Annotated in this window: 22 protein-coding genes; 11 read left to right on the forward strand and 11 right to left on the reverse strand. The window is 70.6% G+C overall.

The window, feature by feature from the left end; genetic code table 11:
- Positions 1-386: 386 nt before the first annotated feature.
- On the forward strand, positions 387-1,355 hold the full coding sequence (locus BLTE_RS01965; RefSeq protein ID WP_126397110.1) for an IS110 family RNA-guided transposase: 969 nt from the start codon (positions 387-389) through the stop codon (positions 1,353-1,355).
- A gap of 97 nt (positions 1,356-1,452) precedes the next feature.
- Here BLTE_RS01965 and BLTE_RS01970 read toward each other — a convergent pair whose 3' ends face one another.
- Positions 1,453-2,178 carry a TetR/AcrR family transcriptional regulator gene (locus BLTE_RS01970; RefSeq protein ID WP_126397112.1) on the reverse strand — a complete coding sequence of 242 codons (726 nt, stop codon included), beginning with the start codon at positions 2,176-2,178 and terminating at the stop codon, positions 1,453-1,455.
- Positions 2,179-2,363: 185 nt separating this feature from the next.
- Between BLTE_RS01970 and uvrC the strand changes: the two genes are divergently transcribed.
- From uvrC to BLTE_RS01995, 5 genes are all read left to right on the forward strand, one after another.
- Positions 2,364-4,475, forward strand: coding sequence for an excinuclease ABC subunit UvrC (uvrC, locus tag BLTE_RS01975; protein ID WP_126397114.1), 2,112 nt, complete (start codon positions 2,364-2,366; stop codon positions 4,473-4,475).
- Between the two features lie 69 nt (positions 4,476-4,544).
- Positions 4,545-5,177, forward strand: a complete 633-nt coding sequence (gene pgsA / locus BLTE_RS01980; RefSeq protein ID WP_162499890.1) for a CDP-diacylglycerol--glycerol-3-phosphate 3-phosphatidyltransferase — start codon at positions 4,545-4,547, stop codon at positions 5,175-5,177.
- 127 nt (positions 5,178-5,304) lie between these two features.
- Entirely contained in the window at positions 5,305-5,556 is a 252-nt protein-coding gene (gene moaD, locus BLTE_RS01985) for a molybdopterin converting factor subunit 1 (protein WP_126397116.1), read from the forward strand.
- Between the two features lie 12 nt (positions 5,557-5,568).
- A complete protein-coding gene (locus tag BLTE_RS01990) occupies positions 5,569-6,018 on the forward strand; it encodes a molybdenum cofactor biosynthesis protein MoaE (protein ID WP_126397118.1) in 450 nt (149 codons plus the stop codon).
- A 329-nt stretch (positions 6,019-6,347) separates the two neighbouring features.
- Positions 6,348-6,926, forward strand: coding sequence for a hypothetical protein (locus BLTE_RS01995; protein ID WP_126397120.1), 579 nt, complete (start codon positions 6,348-6,350; stop codon positions 6,924-6,926).
- A gap of 152 nt (positions 6,927-7,078) precedes the next feature.
- Here the strand turns inward: BLTE_RS01995 and BLTE_RS02000 are convergent, their stop codons facing one another.
- Complete coding sequence (locus BLTE_RS02000; RefSeq protein WP_126397122.1) at positions 7,079-7,966, reverse strand: branched-chain amino acid aminotransferase; 888 nt, start codon at positions 7,964-7,966, stop codon at positions 7,079-7,081.
- A gap of 199 nt (positions 7,967-8,165) precedes the next feature.
- Here BLTE_RS02000 and BLTE_RS02005 point away from each other — a divergent pair, with 199 nt between their 5' ends.
- The 3 genes from BLTE_RS02005 to BLTE_RS02015 are packed head-to-tail and all read left to right on the forward strand — an operon-like array spanning position 8,166 to position 10,846.
- Positions 8,166-8,711: a MarR family winged helix-turn-helix transcriptional regulator gene (locus BLTE_RS02005; protein ID WP_126397124.1), complete on the forward strand. Its 546-nt coding sequence runs from the start codon at positions 8,166-8,168 to the stop codon at positions 8,709-8,711.
- A gap of 22 nt (positions 8,712-8,733) precedes the next feature.
- Positions 8,734-9,444, forward strand: coding sequence for a response regulator (locus tag BLTE_RS02010; RefSeq protein WP_126397126.1), 711 nt, complete (start codon positions 8,734-8,736; stop codon positions 9,442-9,444).
- Between the two features lie 10 nt (positions 9,445-9,454).
- Entirely contained in the window at positions 9,455-10,846 is a 1,392-nt protein-coding gene (locus BLTE_RS02015; protein WP_126397128.1) for an ATP-binding protein, read from the forward strand.
- A 136-nt stretch (positions 10,847-10,982) separates the two neighbouring features.
- Here the strand turns inward: BLTE_RS02015 and BLTE_RS02020 are convergent, their stop codons facing one another.
- On the reverse strand, positions 10,983-11,744 hold the full coding sequence (locus BLTE_RS02020; RefSeq protein WP_126397131.1) for an SDR family oxidoreductase: 762 nt from the start codon (positions 11,742-11,744) through the stop codon (positions 10,983-10,985).
- On the reverse strand, positions 11,741-12,529 hold the full coding sequence (locus BLTE_RS02025; RefSeq protein ID WP_126401999.1) for a glycosyltransferase family 2 protein: 789 nt from the start codon (positions 12,527-12,529) through the stop codon (positions 11,741-11,743). Before BLTE_RS02025 ends, BLTE_RS02020 begins: the two co-directional genes overlap by 4 nt.
- Before the next feature lie 338 nt (positions 12,530-12,867).
- On the opposite strand from BLTE_RS02025, the gene BLTE_RS02030 reads away from it, so the two are divergent.
- Positions 12,868-13,482 (forward strand): outer membrane protein, encoded by a 615-nt coding sequence (locus tag BLTE_RS02030; protein WP_126397133.1) that lies wholly within the window; start codon positions 12,868-12,870, stop codon positions 13,480-13,482.
- 305 nt (positions 13,483-13,787) lie between these two features.
- Here the strand turns inward: BLTE_RS02030 and BLTE_RS02035 are convergent, their stop codons facing one another.
- The 3 genes from BLTE_RS02035 to BLTE_RS02045 form a co-directional block, all read right to left on the reverse strand.
- Positions 13,788-14,684 (reverse strand): 23S rRNA (adenine(2030)-N(6))-methyltransferase RlmJ, encoded by an 897-nt coding sequence (locus tag BLTE_RS02035; protein ID WP_126397135.1) that lies wholly within the window; start codon positions 14,682-14,684, stop codon positions 13,788-13,790.
- Between the two features lie 193 nt (positions 14,685-14,877).
- On the reverse strand, positions 14,878-15,534 hold the full coding sequence (locus BLTE_RS02040) for a ribonuclease T2 family protein (RefSeq protein ID WP_126397137.1): 657 nt from the start codon (positions 15,532-15,534) through the stop codon (positions 14,878-14,880).
- A complete protein-coding gene (locus BLTE_RS02045; RefSeq protein WP_126397139.1) occupies positions 15,531-16,040 on the reverse strand; it encodes a hypothetical protein in 510 nt (169 codons plus the stop codon). The genes BLTE_RS02040 and BLTE_RS02045 overlap by 4 nt, the downstream gene beginning before the upstream one ends.
- Positions 16,041-16,299: 259 nt before the next feature.
- On the opposite strand from BLTE_RS02045, the gene BLTE_RS02050 reads away from it, so the two are divergent.
- Positions 16,300-17,517: an alanine racemase gene (locus BLTE_RS02050; RefSeq protein WP_126402000.1), complete on the forward strand. Its 1,218-nt coding sequence runs from the start codon at positions 16,300-16,302 to the stop codon at positions 17,515-17,517.
- A 226-nt stretch (positions 17,518-17,743) separates the two neighbouring features.
- On the opposite strand, the gene BLTE_RS02055 is transcribed toward BLTE_RS02050, so the two are convergent.
- The 4 genes from BLTE_RS02055 to BLTE_RS02070 form a co-directional block, all read right to left on the reverse strand.
- Entirely contained in the window at positions 17,744-18,160 is a 417-nt protein-coding gene (locus tag BLTE_RS02055; protein WP_126397140.1) for a hypothetical protein, read from the reverse strand.
- Between the two features lie 222 nt (positions 18,161-18,382).
- Complete coding sequence (gene rsmA / locus BLTE_RS02060) at positions 18,383-19,237, reverse strand: 16S rRNA (adenine(1518)-N(6)/adenine(1519)-N(6))-dimethyltransferase RsmA (RefSeq protein WP_126397142.1); 855 nt, start codon at positions 19,235-19,237, stop codon at positions 18,383-18,385.
- On the reverse strand, positions 19,234-20,232 hold the full coding sequence (gene pdxA, locus BLTE_RS02065; RefSeq protein WP_126397144.1) for a 4-hydroxythreonine-4-phosphate dehydrogenase PdxA: 999 nt from the start codon (positions 20,230-20,232) through the stop codon (positions 19,234-19,236). The genes rsmA and pdxA overlap by 4 nt, the downstream gene beginning before the upstream one ends.
- Positions 20,233-20,238: 6 nt before the next feature.
- Positions 20,239-21,174: a SurA N-terminal domain-containing protein gene (locus BLTE_RS02070; RefSeq protein ID WP_126397146.1), complete on the reverse strand. Its 936-nt coding sequence runs from the start codon at positions 21,172-21,174 to the stop codon at positions 20,239-20,241.
- Positions 21,175-21,189: the final 15 nt, after the last annotated feature.

A 21,189-nucleotide genomic window follows, 5' to 3' on the forward strand; every position in this document is an offset into this window, starting at 1 on the left:
CAGGCTTCGCCGTGGGGAGGCGCTTGCCCGATCCGGCCGCGCGATGAGGGCGGGGCAGGTTATCCCTCCGGCGTCATGCAATGCGCCATGTCCCTCAATGCGCCATGTCCCCCAATGCGCCATGTCCCCTGGGCCCCCTTCCCTCGCGCGGCTGCGCCACGCTCGCCGGGGGCGACGGCTGACCCCTTCCGGCGCACGGTCCCGGGTTGGAACGGCGAAATGTGCTTTGATGGGTGCACCGGCTCGGGGTGGCCACCCCGAGCCGGTGCGGGCGGCACGCCGTGTCCCGGGTGAGCCTTCGAGGCCGTCGCGAGCAGAAGCGGCCGTCCGTCCCAAGCCAACCCGAACAGTTGCACGGGGCTTTTGACCCCGCTTCCAAGCCTGGGATGCTTGCCATGCTGCCACACCCGACGCCGTTTGCCACCCACCTTGTGGGCATCGATGTCTCCAAGGACTGGCTCGACATCGCCTTCGACGACACCAAGGTCGAGCGCGTCGATAACACCCCCGCGGCTCTCCAGCGCTTGGCCAGGCGCCTGGTGAAGGCCGGGCTCACCACCGCCGGCCTGGAGCCGACCGGCGGCTATGAACGCCTGGCGGTCGCGGTGCTGCGCGAGGCCGGCCTCACCGTGCTGCAGGTCGACAGCTGGCGCTGCCGCCAGTTCGCCAAGGCCTGCGGCCAGCGCGCCAAGAGCGATCCGCTCGACGCCCGCATCATCCGCGCCTTCATGCTGCATCACCCCTGCCGGCCGTTCCCGGAGCCCTCGCAAGCGCAGAGCGACCTGACCGCCTGGGTGCGCGAAATCACCCGCGCCGAGGCCGACATCCGCCGCCTGGAGAACCGCAAGGCCCACCCCACCCTGGCGGCCATCACCGCCCGGCTCGATGCCGAAATCGCCGCCCTGCGCGAGACCGTCGCCGCGGCCGAACAGGCCATCGAGGCGTTGATCGCCGCCGATCCGGCGATGGACGCCAAGGCCAAGATCATCACCTCGGTGCCGGGGATCGCCACCAAGACGGCCCGCGTCCTGCTCGCAGAAGCTCCCGAACTCGGCCGGTTCACCCCCCGCCAAGCCGGTGCCATCGGCGGCTGCGCACCCTATCGCAACGACAGCGGCAAAGCGCGGCGGCCGGCCCATATCGAGGCCGGACGCCGCGCGCTCAAGCGCGCCTGCTATCTCGCCGCCTTCGCCGCCATCCACTGGAACCCGTGGGCCAAACAGCTCTACGCCGACCTCAAAGCCCGCGGAAAACCCGCCAAGGTCGCCCTCATCGCCATCGCCAGAAAGCTCCTGACCATCCTCAACGCCATGATTCGAGACAACAAACCCTGGCGAGACCCCAAAACCGCATGACAGTTGCTCGCGCGGCTTCGCCGCTTGCCCGGGACGACGTGAAACGGGGGCAGGTCGCTGGCCTTCGGCCCTTGCCCGGGACGACGCGGCGGCCCGTTCAGATCGCCGCGGCGGGGGCGGTCTCGTCGCCGGGGCGGGAGGTGTCGGCCCAGCTCCGCGCCGCGCGCTCGCGCCGGCAGCGCGGGCGGGGGATCATCCGGCAGAACTCGCCGATTCGGGTCGACCAGTCCCAGGCGCGGGCCAGCTCGCGGTCGAGCGTCGCCATGGTGCGCGACAGGTCGGGATCGTCGTCGTCGAGCCAGGTCTCCGACACGCGGGCGAACAGCATCGCCAGACCCTGGGCGCGGGCCATGCCGCTCAGGCCCGAGGCCTCGATGCCGGCGCCGGCCAGCATCCACTGCATCGAGCGCAGCGACAGCCGCCCCAGCGCCATGCCGAGCGGCGGGTAGCGCAGGCCGGAGGCGCGCAGGTTCTGCACCGCCCGCCGGTGCGGCGCCAGAATCTCGAAGCGCTGCATCATCACGTCGAACAGCCGCTCGCGCGGGGTGACCTCGGCGTCGTCATCGGCGGCGGTGGCGGCCAGCACCTTGCGGTCGAGGTCCCTGGAGAACGCCGCCACGATGTCGAAGGTGGAGCCGAACTCGCGGCGGAACTGGGCCAGCGGCACGCCGGCCCGTTCGCCCACCGTCTTGAGGTCGATGTCCTCGAACCGCCGCTCGGCGAGCAGGCCGAGGAAGGCCTCGATCAGCCGCTCGCGCGGGGACGCCTCGGCCATGCCGGGGGCCGCCGGCTCGCTGTTGGCGCCGTTCGAATTGTCGGTCATAGCCGCCTCCTCGAAAATGGGGGAGCCGCAGGCCCGCTCTGCGGGCTGCGGACGTTTTCGCGTCGCCTCAACATAGGACGTGCGCCGGCTGGCGCAACGGCAGCGCGGTCCGCGTCGAAACGTCGAGCGCGAACCATTATATATCGCCCCGGCAGTTCCGCCCCCAGCAACCGAAAAGACCGATCGTGGCTCCCCCCGCCCCGCGCGCCAATCTCGATCCCGATCTCGACCGCCGCGAGGCCGAGGCCGAGGTTGCGGCCGACCGGGCGATCGCGGACGAGGCGTTCGCCGCCGATCTGGCCGAGACGCTGGCGGAGGATTTCGGCGACGAGGCGGGGGAGGGCGCGGGGCCGGTGGTCGGCGAGCTCGCGCGCGGCGCGGCGCTGATCCGCGAGCTGGCCCGCCACGCGCCGACCGGCCCCGGCGTCTACCGCATGACGGGGGCCACGGGCGACGTGCTCTATGTCGGCAAGGCCAAGAGCATCAGGCGGCGCGTGCTGTCCTATGCCCGCGCCGCCGGCCACACCAACCGCATCGCCCGCATGGTGTCGCTGACCATGGCGATGGAGTTCGTCTCGACCCGCACCGAGACCGAGGCGCTGCTGCTCGAAGCCAATCTGATCAAGCGGCTGCGCCCGCGCTTCAACGTGGTGCTGCGCGACGACAAGTCGTTCCCCTACATCCTGATCACCGGCGACCATCCGGCGCCGCAGATCTGCAAGCATCGCGGCGCCCGCACGCTGCCCGGCAAGTATTACGGGCCGTTCGCCAGCGTGTGGGCGGTCAACCGCACGCTGAACGCGCTGCAGCGGGCGTTCCTCATCCGCTCGTGCTCGGACGCGGTGTTCGAAAGCCGCACCCGGCCCTGCCTGCTGTTCCAGATCAAGCGCTGCGCCGGCCCCTGCACCGGCGAGGTGACGGCCGAGGCCTACCAGCGGCTGGTGAGCGAGGCCAACGCCTTCCTGTCCGGGCGCTCGCGGGCGGTGAAGGAGGAGCTTGCCGCCGACATGGAGGCCGCCGCCGAGGTGCTCGATTTCGAGCGCGCCGCGGTGCTGCGCGACCGCTTGGCGGCGCTGTCGGCGGTGCAGGCGCACCAGGGCGTCAATCCCAGCGGGGTGGAGGAGGCCGACGTGTTCGCCATCGCCCAGGCGGCCGGGCAGACCTGCGTCGAGGTGTTCTTCTTCCGCACCGGCCAGAACTGGGGCAACCGGGCGTTCTTCCCGCGCGCCGACCGCTCGCTGGAGCCGGGCGAGGTGCTGGCGAGCTTCATCAGCCAGTTCTACGACGACAAGCCGGTGCCGCGGATGGTGCTGGCCTCGCACGCCCTGCCCGAGGCGGCGCTGATCGCCGAGGCGCTGTCGGCCAAGGCCGAGCGCCGCGTCGAGCTGATCTCGCCCCAGCGCGGCGAGAAGAAGATGCTGGTCGACAATGCCCGCCAGAACGCCGCCGAGGCGCTGGGGCGGCGGCTGGCCGAAAGCGCCTCGCAGATGAAGCTGCTGGCGGCGCTGGCCGAAGCCTTCGCGCTGCCGCGCCCGCCGGTGCGGGTCGAGGTGTTCGACAATTCCCACATCATGGGCACCAATGCGGTGGGCGCCATGGTGGTGGCCGGGCCGGAGGGCTTCCGCAAGAAGGAATACCGCACCTTCAACATCCGCTCGGCCGACATCACCCCCGGCGACGATTTCGGCATGATGCGCGAGGTGCTGCGCCGCCGCTTCGCCCGGCTGATGAAGGAGACGCCGCGGCCGGCCGAGCCGCAGACCGCACAGCAAACCGCACCGCAAGCCGCGCCCGCGGACGAGACCGCCGATGCTGCCGATTCGGTGTCCGCCGCCGAGGCCAAGTGGCCGGACCTGGTGCTGATCGACGGCGGCGCCGGCCAGCTTTCGGCGGCGCGCGCGGTGCTGGACGAGCTTGGGGTCGAGGGCGTGGCGCTGGTCGGCATCGCCAAGGGGCCGGACCGCAACGCCGGCCGCGAGCATTTCTTCGTGACCGGGCGCGAGCCGTTCATGCTGCCGCCGCGCGATCCGGTGCTCTATTTCGTCCAGAGGCTGCGCGACGAGGCCCACCGGTTCGCCATCGGCACCCACCGCAAGAAGCGCGGGCGCGACATCCGCGAAGGGGGCCTGCAGGAGATCCCGGGCGTCGGGCCGGCGCGCAAGCGGGCGCTGCTGCGCCACTTCGGCACGCTGAAGGCGGTGGAGCAGGCGGCGATGCGCGACCTCGAGGCGGTGGCCGGCATCAATGCCGAGACCGCGCGGCGGATATACGATTTCTTCCATGAACGCGGCGGCTGAACGCATGAATATCCCTCCGATGCGTCAGGACGCGTTGACGGCTCGCCCGCTTGATGGCTTGTTGACCGCATGACTGATGCCGCCGGTTCCATCGCCCCGCCCCGTCCGGCCTCCACGCGCTCGGCGCACGTGCTGAGCCTGCCCAATGTGCTGACCTACGGCCGCATCCTGGCGGTGCCGGTGGTGGCGGCGCTGCTGTTCCTGTCGGACATCCTGGCGTTCGGGGAGTGGCTGCGCTGGCCGGCGCTGGGGGTGTTCGTGCTGGCGGCGATCACCGATTATTTCGACGGCTACCTCGCCCGCTCCTGGAACCAGATCTCGCAGCTCGGGCGCATGCTCGACCCGATCGCCGACAAGCTGCTGGTGTCGGTGTGCCTGCTGATGCTGGCGGCCGACGGAACCATCCGCGGCTGGTCGATCTGGGCGGCCATCGTCATCCTGATGCGCGAGATCCTGGTGTCCGGTCTGCGCGAGTTCCTGGCCGGGGTGCAGGTGTCGGTGCCGGTGACGCGGCTGGCCAAGTGGAAGACCGTGCTGCAGCTCATCGCCATCGGCTTCCTGGTGGCCGGGGCGGCGGGCGACGCGGTGCTGCCCGGCAACACCCTGATCGGCCTCACCTTGCTGTGGCTGTCGGCCATCCTGACGCTCTACACCGGCTGGGACTATTTCCGCTCCGGCATGCGCCACGTGCTGAACGAGTGACCGCCGTAGGGGCGTCTTCCCTCTCCCCTTGCGGGAGAGGGTGGCGAGACCCAGCGAAGCGAGGTCGAGCCGGGTGAGGGGCGAGGTCGAGCCGACCTGCGGGTTTGGAATGAACGCCGGAGGGGCGATGCGGCTGGTCTATTTCGCCTGGGTGCGCGAGCGCATCGGCGTCGCGGAGGAGACGGTGGACCTGCCGGCCGACGTCGCCACCGTCGCCGATCTGGTGGCGTGGCTGAAGACGCGCGGCGAGGGCTACGGCCACGCCTTCGAGAACCCGGCGGTGGTGCGGGCCGCGATCGACCGTACCCACGTCAAGCCCGACGCCTCGCTCATCGGTGCCCGCGAGGTGGCGTTCTTTCCGCCGATGACCGGCGGCTGACCCTTCGCATCCATGACCGTCCGCATCCAGACCGCGCCGTTCGATGCCGAGGCCGAGGTGGCGGCGCTCACCGCCGGCCGCACCGATATCGGCGCGGTGGTGAGCTTCACCGGCCTCTGCCGCGGCGATGACGGGCTCGTGGCGATGACGCTCGACTGCTACGTCGAGATGGCCGAGGCCGAGATCGGCCGCCTGATCGAGGCGGCACGCGCCCGCTGGCCGCTGGAAGGGGTCACCGTCATCCACCGCCATGGCCGGCTTCTGCCGGGCGATCCCATCGTGCTGGTGGCGGTGGCCTCGAAGCATCGCCGGGCGGCGTTCGCGGCGGCCGAGTTCCTGATGGACCATCTCAAGACCCGCGCGCCGTTCTGGAAGCAGGAGGAGCGGGCAGGGGGCGCCGCCTGGGTCGAGGCGACCGAGGCCGACGACGCGGCCGCCGCGCGCTGGGCGCCGGAGCGCTGATCGCCGGGCCGACAGCTCGGGCCTCGTCATCCCGGGCTTCGCAACGCGAAGACCCAGGATCGTCATCCGAACAAGACACCTCTTCCTGCGAACGGTCCCGGGTCGCGGGCGCTTCGCGCCCTTGCCCGGGACGACGATCTCTTCCCACGCGTCATTCCGGCCGAACGCTGCCGCCGGTCGTTCCCGGCCGAGCCGCGTCAGCGGCGAGGGGAAGGGAACCCAAGCTTCGTCCCTGGGTTGCGTCGTTAACCCTTTCTTAACGATGTTGTCGCGCGCGGCAGGGGGCCGCCTTAACCTCGTTCCGCCCCGGAACAATGGCGAGGCAGGCGATGACGCGGCTGATCGTGCTGGCTGTGGCGATCTATGTGGCGGTGGTGGCGACGCTGGCCGGCGTGCTGGCCGACCCGGCGCAGCTGTTCGAGCCGGTCCCGTGGTATCGGGCGGCGGACTTCTGGGTGCGGCCCGAAACCTCGGCCGAGCGCCTGCATGCGCTCGCCGCGGCGGGGCGCGGTTCGGAGGGTCTGCTCTACACCGCGGTGCTCGGGGCGTCGGCCGTCCTGCTCAGCGCGCTGGCGAGCCTCGGCGCCGGTCTGGGATTGGCGTCCGACACCGGCCGGCGGCTGCTGCCGGCGCGCGAGGCGCTGCTGTTCCTGTGCGTGCTGCTCTTGGTGGTGCTGACGGCCGATCCGCTGGTGGCGCTGGCGCGCGACCTTGAGGCGCAAGGGGTGGCGCCGCGGGCCGGCATTTACGCCATGCCCGCCTACTGGATCGCCACCATCATGCTCACCTGCGCCATGCTCGGCCGTTACGCGGCGCTCTTGGCGCACGATGCGGCGGCCTGGGCGCGGGCCGGCTGGCAGCGTGCCGGCGGGACGGGGTGGTCCTCGTCCCGGCCGAGCGAAGCGTAGGGCGGAATAGCGCAGCGTATTCCGCCACTTGCCCCCTGCGTCCGCCGCTTGCCCCGGCGCAATACGCTGCGCTATTGCGCCCTACGGGATTGCTGCCCGCGGTCCCGGCTCGGCGCTTTGCGCCGTCCGGGACGACGAGGTGTTAACATCCGTTACGCCGCCGCCTTCTTGGGCTGCACCTCGGCGGTGTAGTCCTCGATCAGCGTCTCGGTGAGCTTGGCCGGCGTGAAGCGGTAGGGGCCGATCTCGCCGACCGGCGTCACCTCGGCGGCGGTGCCGGTGACGAAGCATTCGCTGAAGCCCGCCAGCTCCTCCGGCAGGATGCGGCGCTCGACCACCTCGATGCCGCGGCGCTTGGCCAGATCGATCACGGTCTGGCGGGTCAGGCCGTTGAGGAAGCAGTCGGCGATCGGCGTGTGGATCACTCCGTCCTTGACGAAGAAGATGTTGGCGCCGGTGCACTCGGCGACGCGGCCCTGCCAGTCCAGCATCATGGCGTCGGTGTAGCCCTTGGCCATGGCGCGATGCTTGGAGATGGTGCAGATCATGTAGAGGCCGGCCGCCTTGGCGGTGGAGGGCGCGGTCGCCGGATCGGGGCGGCGATAGTCGGCGATGTCGAGCCGGATGCCCTTCTTGCGCATCTCGGGGTCGAAATAGCTCGGCCACTCCCAGGTGGCGATCGCCAGATGGATGGTGTTGGCGTGGGCGCCGACGCCCATCTCCTCCGAGCCGCGCCACGCCACCGGCCGGACATAGCAGTCGGTGTGGCCGTTGGCCGCCATGACCTCGAGCTTGGCCGCGTCGATCTGCTCGACCGTCCACGGCACCTCGAAATCGAGGATCCGGGCGGAATCCTTCAGCCGCTGCGAATGCTCGCGCGAGCGGAACACGACGCCGCCATAGGCGCGCTCGCCCTCGAACACACCGGAACCGTAATGCAGGGCGTGGGTCAAGACGTGAATCTTGGCGTCGCGCCACGGCACCAGCTTGCCGTCGAACCAGATGAATCCGTCACGGTCGTCGTACGGCATCAGGGCCATGGTTACATCCTCCAACAGGTCGGCGGCGCGGCCGCCGATAAACCTTTGCGATAAACCTTTGATCGTCCGGCAGATGCCGGGTTCGGCTCGCCTTCGCGGCGCATATTTGGTAAGCATCGCTGACCCGACCCGGCGGGGTTGGCACGATCGTTTCGCCAACACGGCGGTTTGGGTAACAATCGGACCGGAATAAGTCAATATGGCTGACATAAATTTCGCAGCCGAGCAGACCGGCCCTGCCGGACCCGCAGCCGCACCCGCGGATCCGGCCGAGCCGGCCTATGACCTGATCGAGCTCATGTTCTTCGCCTACCGGGCGTTCACCGGCGATGCCGACGGCATGCTCGCACGTTACGGTTTCGGCCGCGCCCATCACCGGGCGCTGCATTTCGTCGCCCGCCATCCGGGCATCACCGTGGCGGAGCTGCTCGACATCCTGAAGATCACCAAGCAGAGCCTGGGGCGGGTGCTGCGCGAGCTGGTCGAGACCGGCTACGTCGTCCAGCGCGAGGGCCATGCCGACCGCCGCCAGCGCCTGCTCTACCTCACCGACAAGGGCGCCAAGCTCGCCGCCGAGGTGGCGCAGGTGCAGACCGGGCGGCTGATGCGCGCGCTCGCCGATTCCGGCGAGACCCGCGAGGGCGCCTGCCGGCTGTTCAACGGCATTCTCGACCCCGACCAGCGCCGCGAGGTGGAGAAGCTGATCCTGCGCGGCGACGGCAACCGGCGCGACCGCCACAAATAGCAACAGGCAGAAGGAGGCTGCGGTGCCCCGACCGATCGTGGTTCCTCCCGACGACGCGCCCCATCTGCTGGTGGTCGACGACGACGCCCGCATCCTGGCGCTGCTGTCGCGTTACCTCACCGAGAACGGCTACCGCGTCACCACCGTGGCCTCGGCCGCCGATGCGCGCGCGCGCCTCGAAAGCCTGTCGTTCGACCTGCTGGTGCTCGACGTGATGATGCCGGGCGAGTCGGGCCTCGACCTCGCCCGGTCCTTGCGCGGCAAGTCCGACGTGCCGATTTTGATGCTGACCGCGCGCACCGAGCCCTCCGAGCGCATCGCCGGTTTCGAATCCGGCGCCGACGACTATCTCGGCAAGCCGTTCGAGCCGCGCGAGCTCCTGCTGCGCATCGGCGCCATCCTCAAGCGCAGCACCGCGCCCCAGCCCTCCAAGCCGCCCGAGGTGGTGTGCTTCGGCGAGTTCGTGTTCCAGCTCGAGCGCGGCGAGCTCAGGCGCGGCGCCGAGCTGGTGCGCATCACCGACCGCGAGCGCGACATGCTCCGCGTGCTGGCGCGCACCCCCGGCGAGACCGTGCCGCGCATCGACCTCGCCGCGCCGGGCGCCGAGGCCAGCGAGCGCGCGGTGGACGTGCAGGTCAACCGGCTGCGCCGCAAGATCGAGGACGATCCGGCCAACCCGCTGTTCATCCAGACGGTGCGCGGCGTCGGCTATCGCCTCGTCGTGTCGCCGTGAGCGTGCCGCGATGAGCGTTTCGGAAGCCGGCGCGGAAGTCGGGCGCCTCGCCGCCGCGGTGGCAAGGCGTGTCTGGAACCGCGTCACCGTCGGGCTGAAGGGGCGGATGCCGCAGGGCCTCTATGCCCGCTCGCTCCTGATCATCGTCACGCCGATGGTGCTGCTGCAGGCGGTGGTGGCGTTCGTGTTCATGGAACGCCACTGGCAGACGGTGACCTACCGGCTGTCGGCCTCCGTTACCCAGGACATCGCGGCGCTGATCGACGTCTACCGGCTCTATCCGCAGGACAAGGATGCGACGACGCTGCGCCGCATCGCCATGGAGCGCCAGGGCCTCACGCTCAATTTCCGCACCGGCGAGACGCTGCCGCCCGCCGGCCCCAAGCCCTTCTTCTCGCTGCTCGATTCGGCGCTGTCGCGCGAGATCAGGCGCCAGATCGGCAAGCCGTTCTGGATCGACACGGTGGGCAATTCCTCGCTGGTCGAGATCCGCATCCAGCTCGAGCCCGGCGTGATCCTGCAGGTGTTCGCCCGACGCAGCCAGGCCTATGCCTCCAACTCGCACATCTTCCTGGTGTGGATGGTCGGCACCTCGCTGGTGCTGGTCGGCGTGGCGGTGGCCTTCCTGCGCAACCAGATCCGGCCGATCCAGACCCTGGCCGACGCCGCCGAGAGCTTCGGCAAGGGGCGCGACGTCGAGGGCTTCCGGCCGCGCGGCGCGCGCGAGGTGCGGCGCGCCTCGCACGCCTTCCTGGAGATGAAGCGGCGCATCGAGCGCCAGATCGAGCAGCGCACCACCATGCTGGCCGGGGTGTCGCACGACCTGCGCACCATCCTCACCCGCTTCAAGCTGGAGCTCGCGCTGCTCGACGAGTCCGCCGAGATCGACGCCATGAAGAAGGACGTCGACGAGATGAGCCGCATGCTGGAGGACTATCTGGCCTTCGCGCGCGGCGACTCCGGCGAGCAGGCGGCGCCGACCGACATGGAGCTGCTGCTGGCCGAGCTGTGCGACGAGGTCGAGCGCACCGGCGACAAGGCCAACGTCACCTACAACGGCCAGCCGATGGTGACGGTGCGGCCGGACGCCTTCAAGCGGCTCCTGCACAATCTCGTCGCCAACGCCTCGCGTTTCGCCGACACGGTGGAGATCACCGCCAACCGCGACGCGCGCTGGTTCACCGTGACCGTGGACGATGACGGCCCCGGCATTCCGCCCGAGATGCGCGACGAGGTGTTCCGGCCGTTCCTGCGGCTCGACGACGCCCGCAACCAGGACCAGGGCGGCTCGGGGCTCGGGCTCGCCATCGCCCGCGACGTGGCGCGCAGCCACGGCGGCGACATCACGCTGTCGGAGTCGCCGCTCGGCGGCCTGCGCGCCACCGTGCGCGTGCCGGTGTGAGGGGCTTGCGGTTGTCGCGTAGGGCGCAATAGCGTGAGCGTATTGCGCCGAGGCTGGCGGTGGACGTGGCAGTGCAAGTGGCGGAATACGCTTCGCTATTCCGCCCTACGCTCGCTTCGTCCGGGATGACGCATTCTCACTCCGCGATGCCCTCGACATCGGGCGTGCGCCAGGCGAGGTGCTGGCCGCCATCGACGGCGATCATCTGGCCGGTGACGCTCTTCGCCTCGGTGAGATAGAGCACGGCGCTGGCGATCTCGGCCGGCGTGGCGGCGCGGCCGAGCGGAACGGCCGCCGCCTGCCGGGCGAAATCGTCCTCGCTCTGGCGCGGATTGGCGAGCGTCGGCCCCGGCCCCACGGCATTGACGCGGATGCGCGGCGCCAGGGCCTGGGCCATGGTGCGGGTCGCCGTCCACAGCGCCGACTTGGCCAGCGTGTAGGAGACGAAGCGCGGCGTCGGCCGCCACACCCGCTGGTCGAGGACATTGATCACGCAGCCGTCGCGACCTTCGGGAAGCTGGCGGGCGAAGGCCTCGGCGAGGAACACCGGCGCGGTGAGATTGACCGCAAGCTGGCGCTCGAAACGGGCGCGCTCCAGCGTGCCGATCTCGTCGGGCTCGAACTCGGAGGCCGAATTGACCAGCAGCGTCAGCGGCCCGACGCCCGCGACTGCGGCCGGCACCAGGGCGGCCACCGCCTCGGGGTCGGCGAGGTCGGCGCACACGGCGACGGCGCGCCGGCCGCGTCGGTTGAGCGCCTCGACCAGCGCCTGCGCTTCCGCGGTCGAGCGGCCGTAATGGATGGCGAGCGCGTAGCCGCGCTCCCCCAGGGCCTCGGCGATGGCGCGGCCGATGCGCTTCGCGCCGCCGGTGATCAGCGCCGCGCCGGGGGCAGTCATTGTTCGCCCCGCGCCTGCCGGATCATCCGGCGTTCGAGATGCTTGGCGAGCCGCAGATAGCGGAAGAAGGCGTAGTTGGCGGCGGTCATCACGCCATAGAGGCCGCGCACGAAGTGGCGGCGCCCGACATAGGCCTTGAGGAAGGCGGCGGGAAACTCGGTGAACAGCCGCCAGACCGGGAGCTTGACGCCGCGCCGGTCGAGATCGTCGGCCTGCTGGTCGGTATAGGCGTTGAGCTTGGCGATCTGCTCGCCGAGCGAGCGCACCGAGAAATGGTGGATGCGGCCCTTGAGCCGGCCGACGCGGGCGCCCTCGGCCAGCACCACGCGGTCGTGCACCGGGCTGTCGGAATAGCGGCCGCGGTCGGTGCGGTAGAGCCGCACCGGCGCCAGCGAATAGGCCCAGGGGTGCGGCGCGGTCTCGACCGGGAACACCTCGGCGATGGCGATTTCGTAGGCGTCGCACGGCGGCTCGCCGCCCGCGAACAGCGCCCGCAGCTCGGCGACGAGATCGGGCGGCATCACCTCGTCGGCGTCGATGTTCAGCACCCAGCGGTGGCGGCACAGGCTCTCGGCGAAGCGCTTCTGCGGGCCGTAGCCGGGCCAGGGATTGTGCACCACCCGGGCGCCGAAGCTCTCGGCGATCCTGGGCGTGTCGTCGGTTGAGCCGGAATCGACCAGCACGATATCGTCGGTGAGGCCCTGGACGGCCTGGAGCGTGCGCCCGAGCCGGTCGGCCTCGTTGCAGGCGATCAGGAAGATCGAGACGGGGATCGCTGCCGGCATCGCCTCACTCACGAAACGTCTCGTCTCGATGCCATGGCGTTCGCCGGCCGGCAAGCGACTCGGCGCGGCAGATGCAGAATCGGCAGTAACAAATAATTAATCATGTCGGGTGGGTCGGGCATCCAAGGTATCGTCACGTTACTGCTGCGATCCTGGCTACATTCTGCCATGTTTTCTGCAGAATAAAAGGCATTATCGTGGATATTTACGTTTAATTCATCATGGCGTCCGGTTTCGCTGGGCGCATTCCGGCGCCCGAGGCACAGGGTGAATCGTTCACTCTATAATTCGCGACAAGAGCGGCGGTGTTCGCGACCGCGAGACAAGGAGTACGACCAATGACCAAAATCGCAGGAGCGTTCGCGGCTGTGGTGCTCACGGCCATGCCGGCGATGGCGGCGGACATGATCCAGCGTCAGCCCTCGCCCTATTCCGCGGCGCCGGCGGCCTACAGCTGGAACGGCTTCTATCTCGGCCTCAATGCCGGCTTCGCCTCGGGCGACCTGTCGAATTCCGGCGGCCTGGAGCCGTCTGGCTTCGTCGGCGGCCTCACCGGCGGCGCCAACTGGCAGTGGGGCAATGTGGTGTTCGGCCTGGAGACCGACATCAACTATTCGGGCGTCGATGACGGCCTCTATTACGACAAGTGGGAGCTCGACTGGCTCGGCACCACGCGCGTGCGCCTCGGCTATGCCTGGGACCGCTTCCTGCCCTACCTCACCGGCGGCTTCGCCTATGGCAGCGGCACCTACAAATATTGGGGCGGCAAGGACGACGCCAACCATATCGGCTGGACGCTGGGCGCCGGCGTCGAGGGCGCCATCACCCAGAGCGTGTCGGCCAAGATCGAATATCTCTATGTCGACCTCGGCGACAAGCACTATGGCGAGCTGCCGTGGAAGAACGAGTTCGACGCCAGCCTGCTGCGCGCCGGCGTGAACTATCACTTCTGATCCATATTCACGCCACGTTTACTGGGACAATTATAAAATCTGATCGATTGCTCCAGACGACTTCGCGGGCGTCCGCCGATCCGGCCGGGCGCCCGAATTTTTTCGGGCGGGTGGCGCCTCCGCCGCGAGACCGGCGGCGCATGCCGGGTGATACCAAAGGCCTTCCAGCTTGACTCGTCATGCCCGCGCTTGTCGCGGGCATCCACGGCCTAAAGTGTTTTGAAATCAAAGACGTGGATGGCCGGGACAAGCCCGGCCATGACGACGTAGGTGGGTCGAGTTCAAGGGCCGTTGGTATGAGAGGGCTATTTCCGACCCCGGGCCGGCGCTTTTCCCGGCCTCACCGGCGCCGCGGCCTCCGCCGCCAGCCGGTCGAGCCGGAAGCGGCCGCCGCCGTGCCCAAGCTGATCCTGCCCCAGGCGTTCGGCCAGCGCCGGCAGCAGCGCCTTCAGGTCGGCTTCCAGCGTCCAGGGCGGGTTGACCACCACCATGCCGCAGCCGTTCAGCGGACCGTCGGCGCGGATCGGCCCGACCCGGAGCTCGGCGCGGAGGATGTCGGGGATGCCGGCATGGGCGAGCTGGCTGCCGAACGCCTCGGCCGCCGCGACGTCCTTCAGCGGATACCACAGCAGATAGGTGCCGGTCGGCCAGCGGGCGTGCGCTTTGGCGAGGCCGTGGCGCAGCCGCTCGAACTCGCCGGGTTCCTCGAAGGGCGGATCGACCAGCACCAGGCCGCGCCGCTCCGGCGGCGGCACGAAGGCCGGCAGCGCCAGCCAGCCGTCGAGCTCGGTCACCTTCACCCGCCGGTCGCGCCGGAACAGCGCCGCGAGCGCGGCCGCATCCTCCGGGTGGCGCTCGACGAAATGCAGCCGGTCGTCCGGCCGGGCCAGGGCGGCGATGATGGATGGCGAGCCGGGATAGTGCGTGGCCTCGACCGCAGCGAGCGCGGCGCGGAACGGCGCCAGCACCTCTTCGGCCGCGGCATCGAGCGGCGCGTCGCGCAGCCGGCCGATGCCGCCCCGCCACTCGCCGGTGCGGGTGGCTTCGCTGGCCGCAAGGTCATAGAGGCCGCGCCCGGCGTGGGTGTCGATGGCGCAGAACGGCGCGGGCTTGCGGCCGAGATGGGCGAGCACCCGCGCGAGCACCGCGTGCTTGAGGATGTCGGCGAAATTGCCGGCGTGGAAGGCGTGGCGGTAGTTCATGCGGTGTGCGAGTTGCTGGCGCTCGGCCGGGACGACGCGGGGAGAGATTGTCGTCCCGGGCAAGCGCGCGTGGCGCGCGCGACCTGGGACCGTTGTCAGAAAGGGGGCCTCTTCCTGATGACGATCCCGGCTCTCGCTGGCGCTCGGCCGGGATGACGCGGCTCGAAGAAACGATCCTGGCCGCGAAACAATATCACCCGCCGCGGGCGGGCGGCACCTCGATGCGGCCGGCGCGGCAGGCCCGGCGGTCGACCTCCGGGCAGGGGCGGAAGGCGAGATCGCGCGTGAGGCAGACGCGCACCTCGCGCAGCAGCCCCTCGCGGCAATCGACGGCGATCATGTCGCGATCGAGCCCGGCATTGTCGCGGACGAAGGCGTTCTCGACCTCGACCGGGGCCATCTGGCGCGGCCGGTCGGGATCGCGGAACTCGGCCGGGATTCTGACGCGCTCGGCGGCGCGGCGGACGGTGTCGAAGAAGTCGGCCGGCTCCAGGCCCGAGCAGGTGCCGTGCTTGCGCCATTGGTGCAGGATCAGGCCGAAGCTCGGGGTCAGGTCCAGCATCGAGCGCACCAGCCGGTCGTCGAGCCGGGGCGGGCGGGCGACGCAATTGGCCGGGTAGCCGCGCTCAAACTGCGGCCACAGGCCGTGGACGATGAAGCTGTAGGGGCGGCTCGACCGGCACTGCTCGGCCTCGCGCCGCGCCCCCTCCTGGCGGCACCATGTCGGCGACCAGGACAGCGCCAGCACGTAGAAATCGAACGCGCCGGGCGTATCGGCGCGGGCCGGCGCGGGGGCGGTGACGAGACAGGCGGCAAGCGACAGGGCCGCCGCGAAAGCCTTCAGCCTCACGGGCGCGCCATCTGGCAGTCCGGCGCGTAGGTCCAGCTGCGGTCGAGGCCCTGCACGCACCACTCGACGCCCGAGCCCATGCCGGCGAACCCGCCATCCTCGATCAGCGAGTAGTAGATGGTGCGCGGCTTGCCGTCGGAAATCAGGGCCACGGCCTCGCAATAGCGGCGGGGAATCTTGGCATAGCCCCACGGCCGGTAGGCGATCTCGCGGATCTTCTCATAACCCTGGATGCGCAGCGGCGAGGCCCAGAACGAGCGCTCCGTCTCCGCGAAGAAGGCGTTGATGCGGGTGAGCGCCCAGGAGTCCTCGCATGGGGGGACCCAGCCGTAATAGTGCCGCTCGATCGGGGTGGGGTCGACCGGCGTGTGTTCCATGATCACCGACCGGTCGAGCGAATAGGGGGCGGGGTTGACGCGACCTTGCGCGTTCGCCGCCGACATCTGGCCCCAGCACGCCAACGCCGCGGCCAGCGCCACAACCTTCATCCGCCATACGTCGTGCATGGGTGCATTCCCGCTCGCTCTGCCTGATGTGACGATGCAAGGCCCTCCGTCCAGGGTCAAGGGCCGGAAGGGCGCCGGACGGGGCATCCGGGGCGCCGGGCGGCCCGTGGTGGGCTCCGCCATGCGTTTTTCTTGGAAACGCGGTATGGACGCAACAGTCCGGCCCGGCCGCCGCGGCCGAACCGGCGGGCGGGAACGGTTGTGCTTGCGCCGGAGAGTGACCATGCCCGCGCCTTCGCGAATCACCGCCAAGCCGGCGATGCCGCGCTTTGCCACCGCTTTTGAGGCGGCGATGCGGCTGCGGCCCGACCAGCCGGTCTATTGCTTCCGGCCCGGCGTGCTCGCCGCCGATATCCGCGCCTTCCGCACGGCCTTCCGCGGCAAGACCGCCTATGCGGTGAAGACCAATGGCGAGCCGATGGTGCTGTCGGTGCTGGCCGCCGAGGGCGTCGACAGCTTCGACGTGGCGAGCCCCGCCGAGTTCGCCGCGGTGCGGGCGGCGGCGCCGGGGGCGGAGCTGCTCTACATGCACCCGGTCAAGGCGCAGTCCGACATCCGGCTGGCGCTGGAGACCTACGGCATCCGCACGCTGGCGCTCGACCATGAGGACGAGGTCGCCAAGATCCTGCGGGTGGTGCGGGCCATGGACATCGACCCCGGCGAGATCACCCTGTTCGTGCGGCTCGCCACCAAGAGCGAGGCGGCCTACGAGCTGTCGAAGAAGTTCGGCGCCGCCCCCGGCCACGCCGCCGAGCTCGCCCAGCGCATCGACGGCATCGGCTTCCGGGTCGGGCTGGCGTTCCATGTCGGCAGCCAGGTCGAGGATCCGGACGCCTACGATCAGGCGCTGGCGATCGCCGCCGCGGTGCGCAGGCGCGCCGGCGTGCCGATCGCCGGGCTCGACATCGGCGGCGGCTTTCCCGCCCGCTACGGCCGCGAGCCCGGCCGCAAGGCGCCGCTGCCGCCGCCGACCGAGGCGCTGCTCGACGAGATCCAGCGCGAGGTGGTGGAATTCGGCTTCGGCGACGTGCCGCTGATCGCCGAGCCGGGACGGGTGATCGTCGCCCGCGCCTTCTCGGTGATCGTGCGGGTGCTGCTGAAGAAGGGCCAGCGCGTCTACATCAATGACGGGGTGTGGGGCTCGCTGTCCGATTCCTGGACCGGCAAGATTCCGCTGCCCGTGCGGCTGATGCCCGACCCCGTCCGCCGGCGCCGCACCGGCAACCCGGCCAAGATCGAGCCGTTCCGGGTGTGCGGCGCCACCTGCGATTCGGTCGATATCCTGTCGCGGCCGTTCTATCTGCCCGAGAGCGTCGATACCGGCGACTGGATCGAGATCGGCCACATCGGCGCCTATTCGCTGGGCCTGCGCACCCGCTTCAACGGCTTCTATCCGGATACCTTCGTCGAGGTGGACGAGGCGTTCGACCTCGACGCCGCCGACGGTCTGGCCGAGCCCGCGGTTCCGGCGGGGTGAGAGAGCCGTCGTCCCGGCCAAGCGCCGAGGGCGCGCGAGCCGGGACCGTTTTCGGCCACCCGGTCGTCCCGGACCGAGCGCAGCGAGGAGCCGGGACCGTTTTCAGGAAGGGGTGTCTTTTTCCGCGGACGATCCCGGCTCGGCGCTTCGCGCCGTCCGGGATGACGACCTGTCATGGAGCGGACACGGCGGAATACGCTTCGCTATTCCGCCCTACGGCCTGCGTTCACCCGTCCGATTTCGTCCGGGTGAGCACCATGGCCGCCGGCACCGCCGCCATCCACACCAGCATCGGCGCGAACAGGTCGCCCTTGGCGATGGCGGCGAAGGTGAAGGCATCGGCCACCTCGCTCGTCGGCCGGCCGGCGAACAGCATCAGCACCATCTCGATGCCGAGCGTCAGCACGAACCAGCCGGTGCCGATGACGAACGCATCGCCAAGGCTCGGCCGGGCGCGCAGGGCGAACAGCGCCGCCGTCGTGCCGATGAGGATGATGCCGAGAATGCCCGACACCGGCAGGGCCACGTCGCCGAGCCACGGCTCCAGCACCTTCACCCGCAGCGCCCCATTGGCGAAGGCGAGGGCGAACATGCCAAGCCAGACGGCCAGCGCGACGAGATAGAGGCGGATGCGGCGGGGCATGCGGACTTTCCAGGCAACGCGTCAGAATGAATGGGGTTTCCGGCCGATCCCCCCGGGGGTGCCGGAACCTCGAACCGACCGGCGCGCCGGGCGGCGGCGCCGTGCCGCGGCTCCCTTGAGGGCGATCCGACCGGGACCGCGCCTCGGGCCTGCCGCGACGCAGCCAAAACTACCGTTCCGGGACCGGCCTGCAAAGACGTGGCGGCCGTTTAAGGCGTTACCTTAGCCGCTGCGGGGCTCCGGCGTCAGCGCCCGGGCCAGCGCCACGAAGCCCGGAACCGGCACGGTCTCGGCGCGCTGGGTGGGGTCGAGGCCGGCCGCCGCGATCAGCGCGGCGGCATCGCCGCCCAGCGATTTCAGCGACTGCCGCAGCATCTTGCGGCGCTGGCCGAAGGCCGCCGCCGTCACCCGCTCCAGCGCCGCGCAGGCGCAGGGCAGGGGGGCGGCACGCGGCACCAGATGCACCACCGAGGAGGTGACCTTGGGCGGCGGCACGAAGGCGGAGGCCGGCACGTCGAACAGGATCCTCGCCTCGGTGCGCCAGCCGGCCAGCACGGCGAGCCGGCCATAGGCCTCGTCGCCGGGGTCGGCGGTGATGCGCTGGGCGACCTCCTTCTGGAACATCAGCGTCATCGACGCCCACCAGGGCGGCCAGCGCTCGCCGGTGAGCCAGCCCACCAGCAGCAGGCTGGCGACGTTGTAGGGCAGGTTGGCGACGATCTTCACCGTGCCGGGGCCGGCCGCGGCAGCAAGGTCGGTGGCGAGCGCATCGCCCTGGATCACCTCCAGCCGGCCGGGATAGTGCGCGGCGATCTCGGCCAGCGCCGGCAGGCAGCGCGCGTCGCGCTCGACCGCCACCACCCTGCGGGCGCCGCAGGCGAGCAGCGCCCGGGTGAGCCCGCCGGGGCCGGGGCCGACCTCGACCACCGTGACCTCATCGAGCGGGCCGGCGGCGCGGGCAATCCGGGCGGTGAGGTTGAGATCGAACAGGAAGTTCTGGCCCAGCGCCTTGGTGGCGCTCAGACCATGGGTGCGCACCACCTCGCGCAGCGGCGGCAAGTCGTCGATCTGGCTCATGAGCGGGAGGACAGCCGGTGCGCCAGCCGCAGCGCGGCGATGAGGCTCGACGGGCTGGCGCGCCCGGTGCCGGCCAGCTCGAAGGCGGTGCCATGGTCGGGCGAGGTGCGCACGAACGGCAGCCCCAGCGTGACATTGACGGCGGTGTCGAACGCCAGGGCCTTGGCCGGCGCCAGCACCTGATCGTGATACATGCCGAGCGCGGCATCATAGGTGGCGCGCGCCGCGGCATGGAACAGCGTGTCGGCCGGCAGCGGCCCGCGCACGTCGAGGCCGAGGCCGCGCAGCGTCTCGACCGCCGGGCGGACGATCTCCTCATCCTCGCGGCCGAGCGTGCCGCCTTCGCCGGCGTGCGGGTTGAGACCGCACACCGCGAGGCGCGGCCGGGCGATGCCGAATCGGACGGCGAGGTCGCGGGCGGTGATCGTCGCGGTCTCGACGATCAGTTCGCAGGTGAGGCGGCGCGGCACCTCGGCGAGCGGAATGTGGATGGTCACCGGCACCACCGCCACCAGCTCGGACCAGATCATCATCACCGGTTGGGGTTTTGCACCGTCGCCCGCCGCCAGCTCGGCCAGGAACTCGGTGTGGCCGGGGAAGGCGAAGCCGGCCTGATACATCACCGACTTGGCGATCGGGTTGGTCACCACCGCGGCGGCGCGGCCGGCCCGGACCAGGGCCACCGCGGTCTCGATCGCGGCCTTCGCCGCCGGGGCGCTGGCGGCATCCGGCTGGCCCGGCGCGGCGGTGGCGGGATGGCCGGTCGCCAGCACCGGCAGCGCGCGGGGAAAGGTGGCGGCGGCGGTCTCGGGCGTGGCCGGCGCCACCGGCACGTCGAGGCCGAGCATGCGGGCGCGGGCGGCGAGCAGATCGGGGTCGCCGATCAGCAGGAACGGGGGAAGATCGAGCGCCTGCCGCGCCGCCCAGGCGGCGAGCGCGATGTCGGGACCGATGCCGGCCGGCTCGCCGAGCGTGAGCGCGAGCGGGGCGGCCATGAAGCGTCAGCGGTATTCGATCAGCGCAGCGCGGCGCAGCTCCGCCATATAGCGCTTGGCCTGGCTCTGCAGGCGCTCGCTCACCAGCTCCTGGCGCACCTCGTTCATCACCGCGGTCTGGCCGGCGACCTCGCGGCGGCTGCACACGGCGACGACCTCGACGCCCGCCGCGGTGCGCTCGGGCGGGGTGAGCTTGCCGTCGGGGGTGGAATTGAGCAGTTCGCGCAGGGCCGGCGTCAGGTCGGCGGACGCCTTCCGCACCGAATTGCGCACCACCACCTCCTTCATGCCGCGGGCGATGGCGAAGCCGTCGTCGCAGCTCTGGAAGCGGCCGCGCAGCGCCTCGGCCTCGCGGCGGCGCGCGTCGTAGGTGGCGTCGCTGGCGCCGCGCGGCACCACGAACACCACCGTGCGCAGCGTGTATTCGGTGATGCGCTGGGGCACCTCCTGCTTGCGGGCGCTGAGGGCCGCGGCGACGTCATTGTCGCCGACTTGGGCGATGACCTTGTAGCGGGCGCGAACCAGCCCGCCCCAGGCGATCTCGGCGCGCAGGCGGTCCTTGAAGCTGCGCTCGTTGGAGCCCTGGGCGCTGAGCATCTGGCCGAACTGGGCCGTCGACATGTTGGCCCGGCTGGCGATGTTGCCGAAGGCGGAATCCACCTCGCTGTCGGAGGGCACGGCGCCGAACTTCTTGGCCTCGCGCAGCTTCAGCCGTTCGTCGATGAGTTCCTCGAGCACCGACTTGCGGTCCGGGCTGCGGCCCTGGTTCATCAGGGTCAGCAGGCGGGTGCGGTGGGCGACATCGAGCGCGGTGATCGGCTCGCCATTGACCAGGGCCACCACCTGCGCCTTGGCCGGCGCCACCGGAACGAGAACCGCCGCCGCCACGAGCGCGAGGCCGGCCAGCACGGTCCGCATGCGAATGCGAATCAAGGACACCATCACCCCTCTGTTCCA

This window comes from Blastochloris tepida (assembly GCF_003966715.1).
GTDB lineage: Bacteria > Pseudomonadota > Alphaproteobacteria > Rhizobiales > Xanthobacteraceae > Blastochloris > Blastochloris tepida.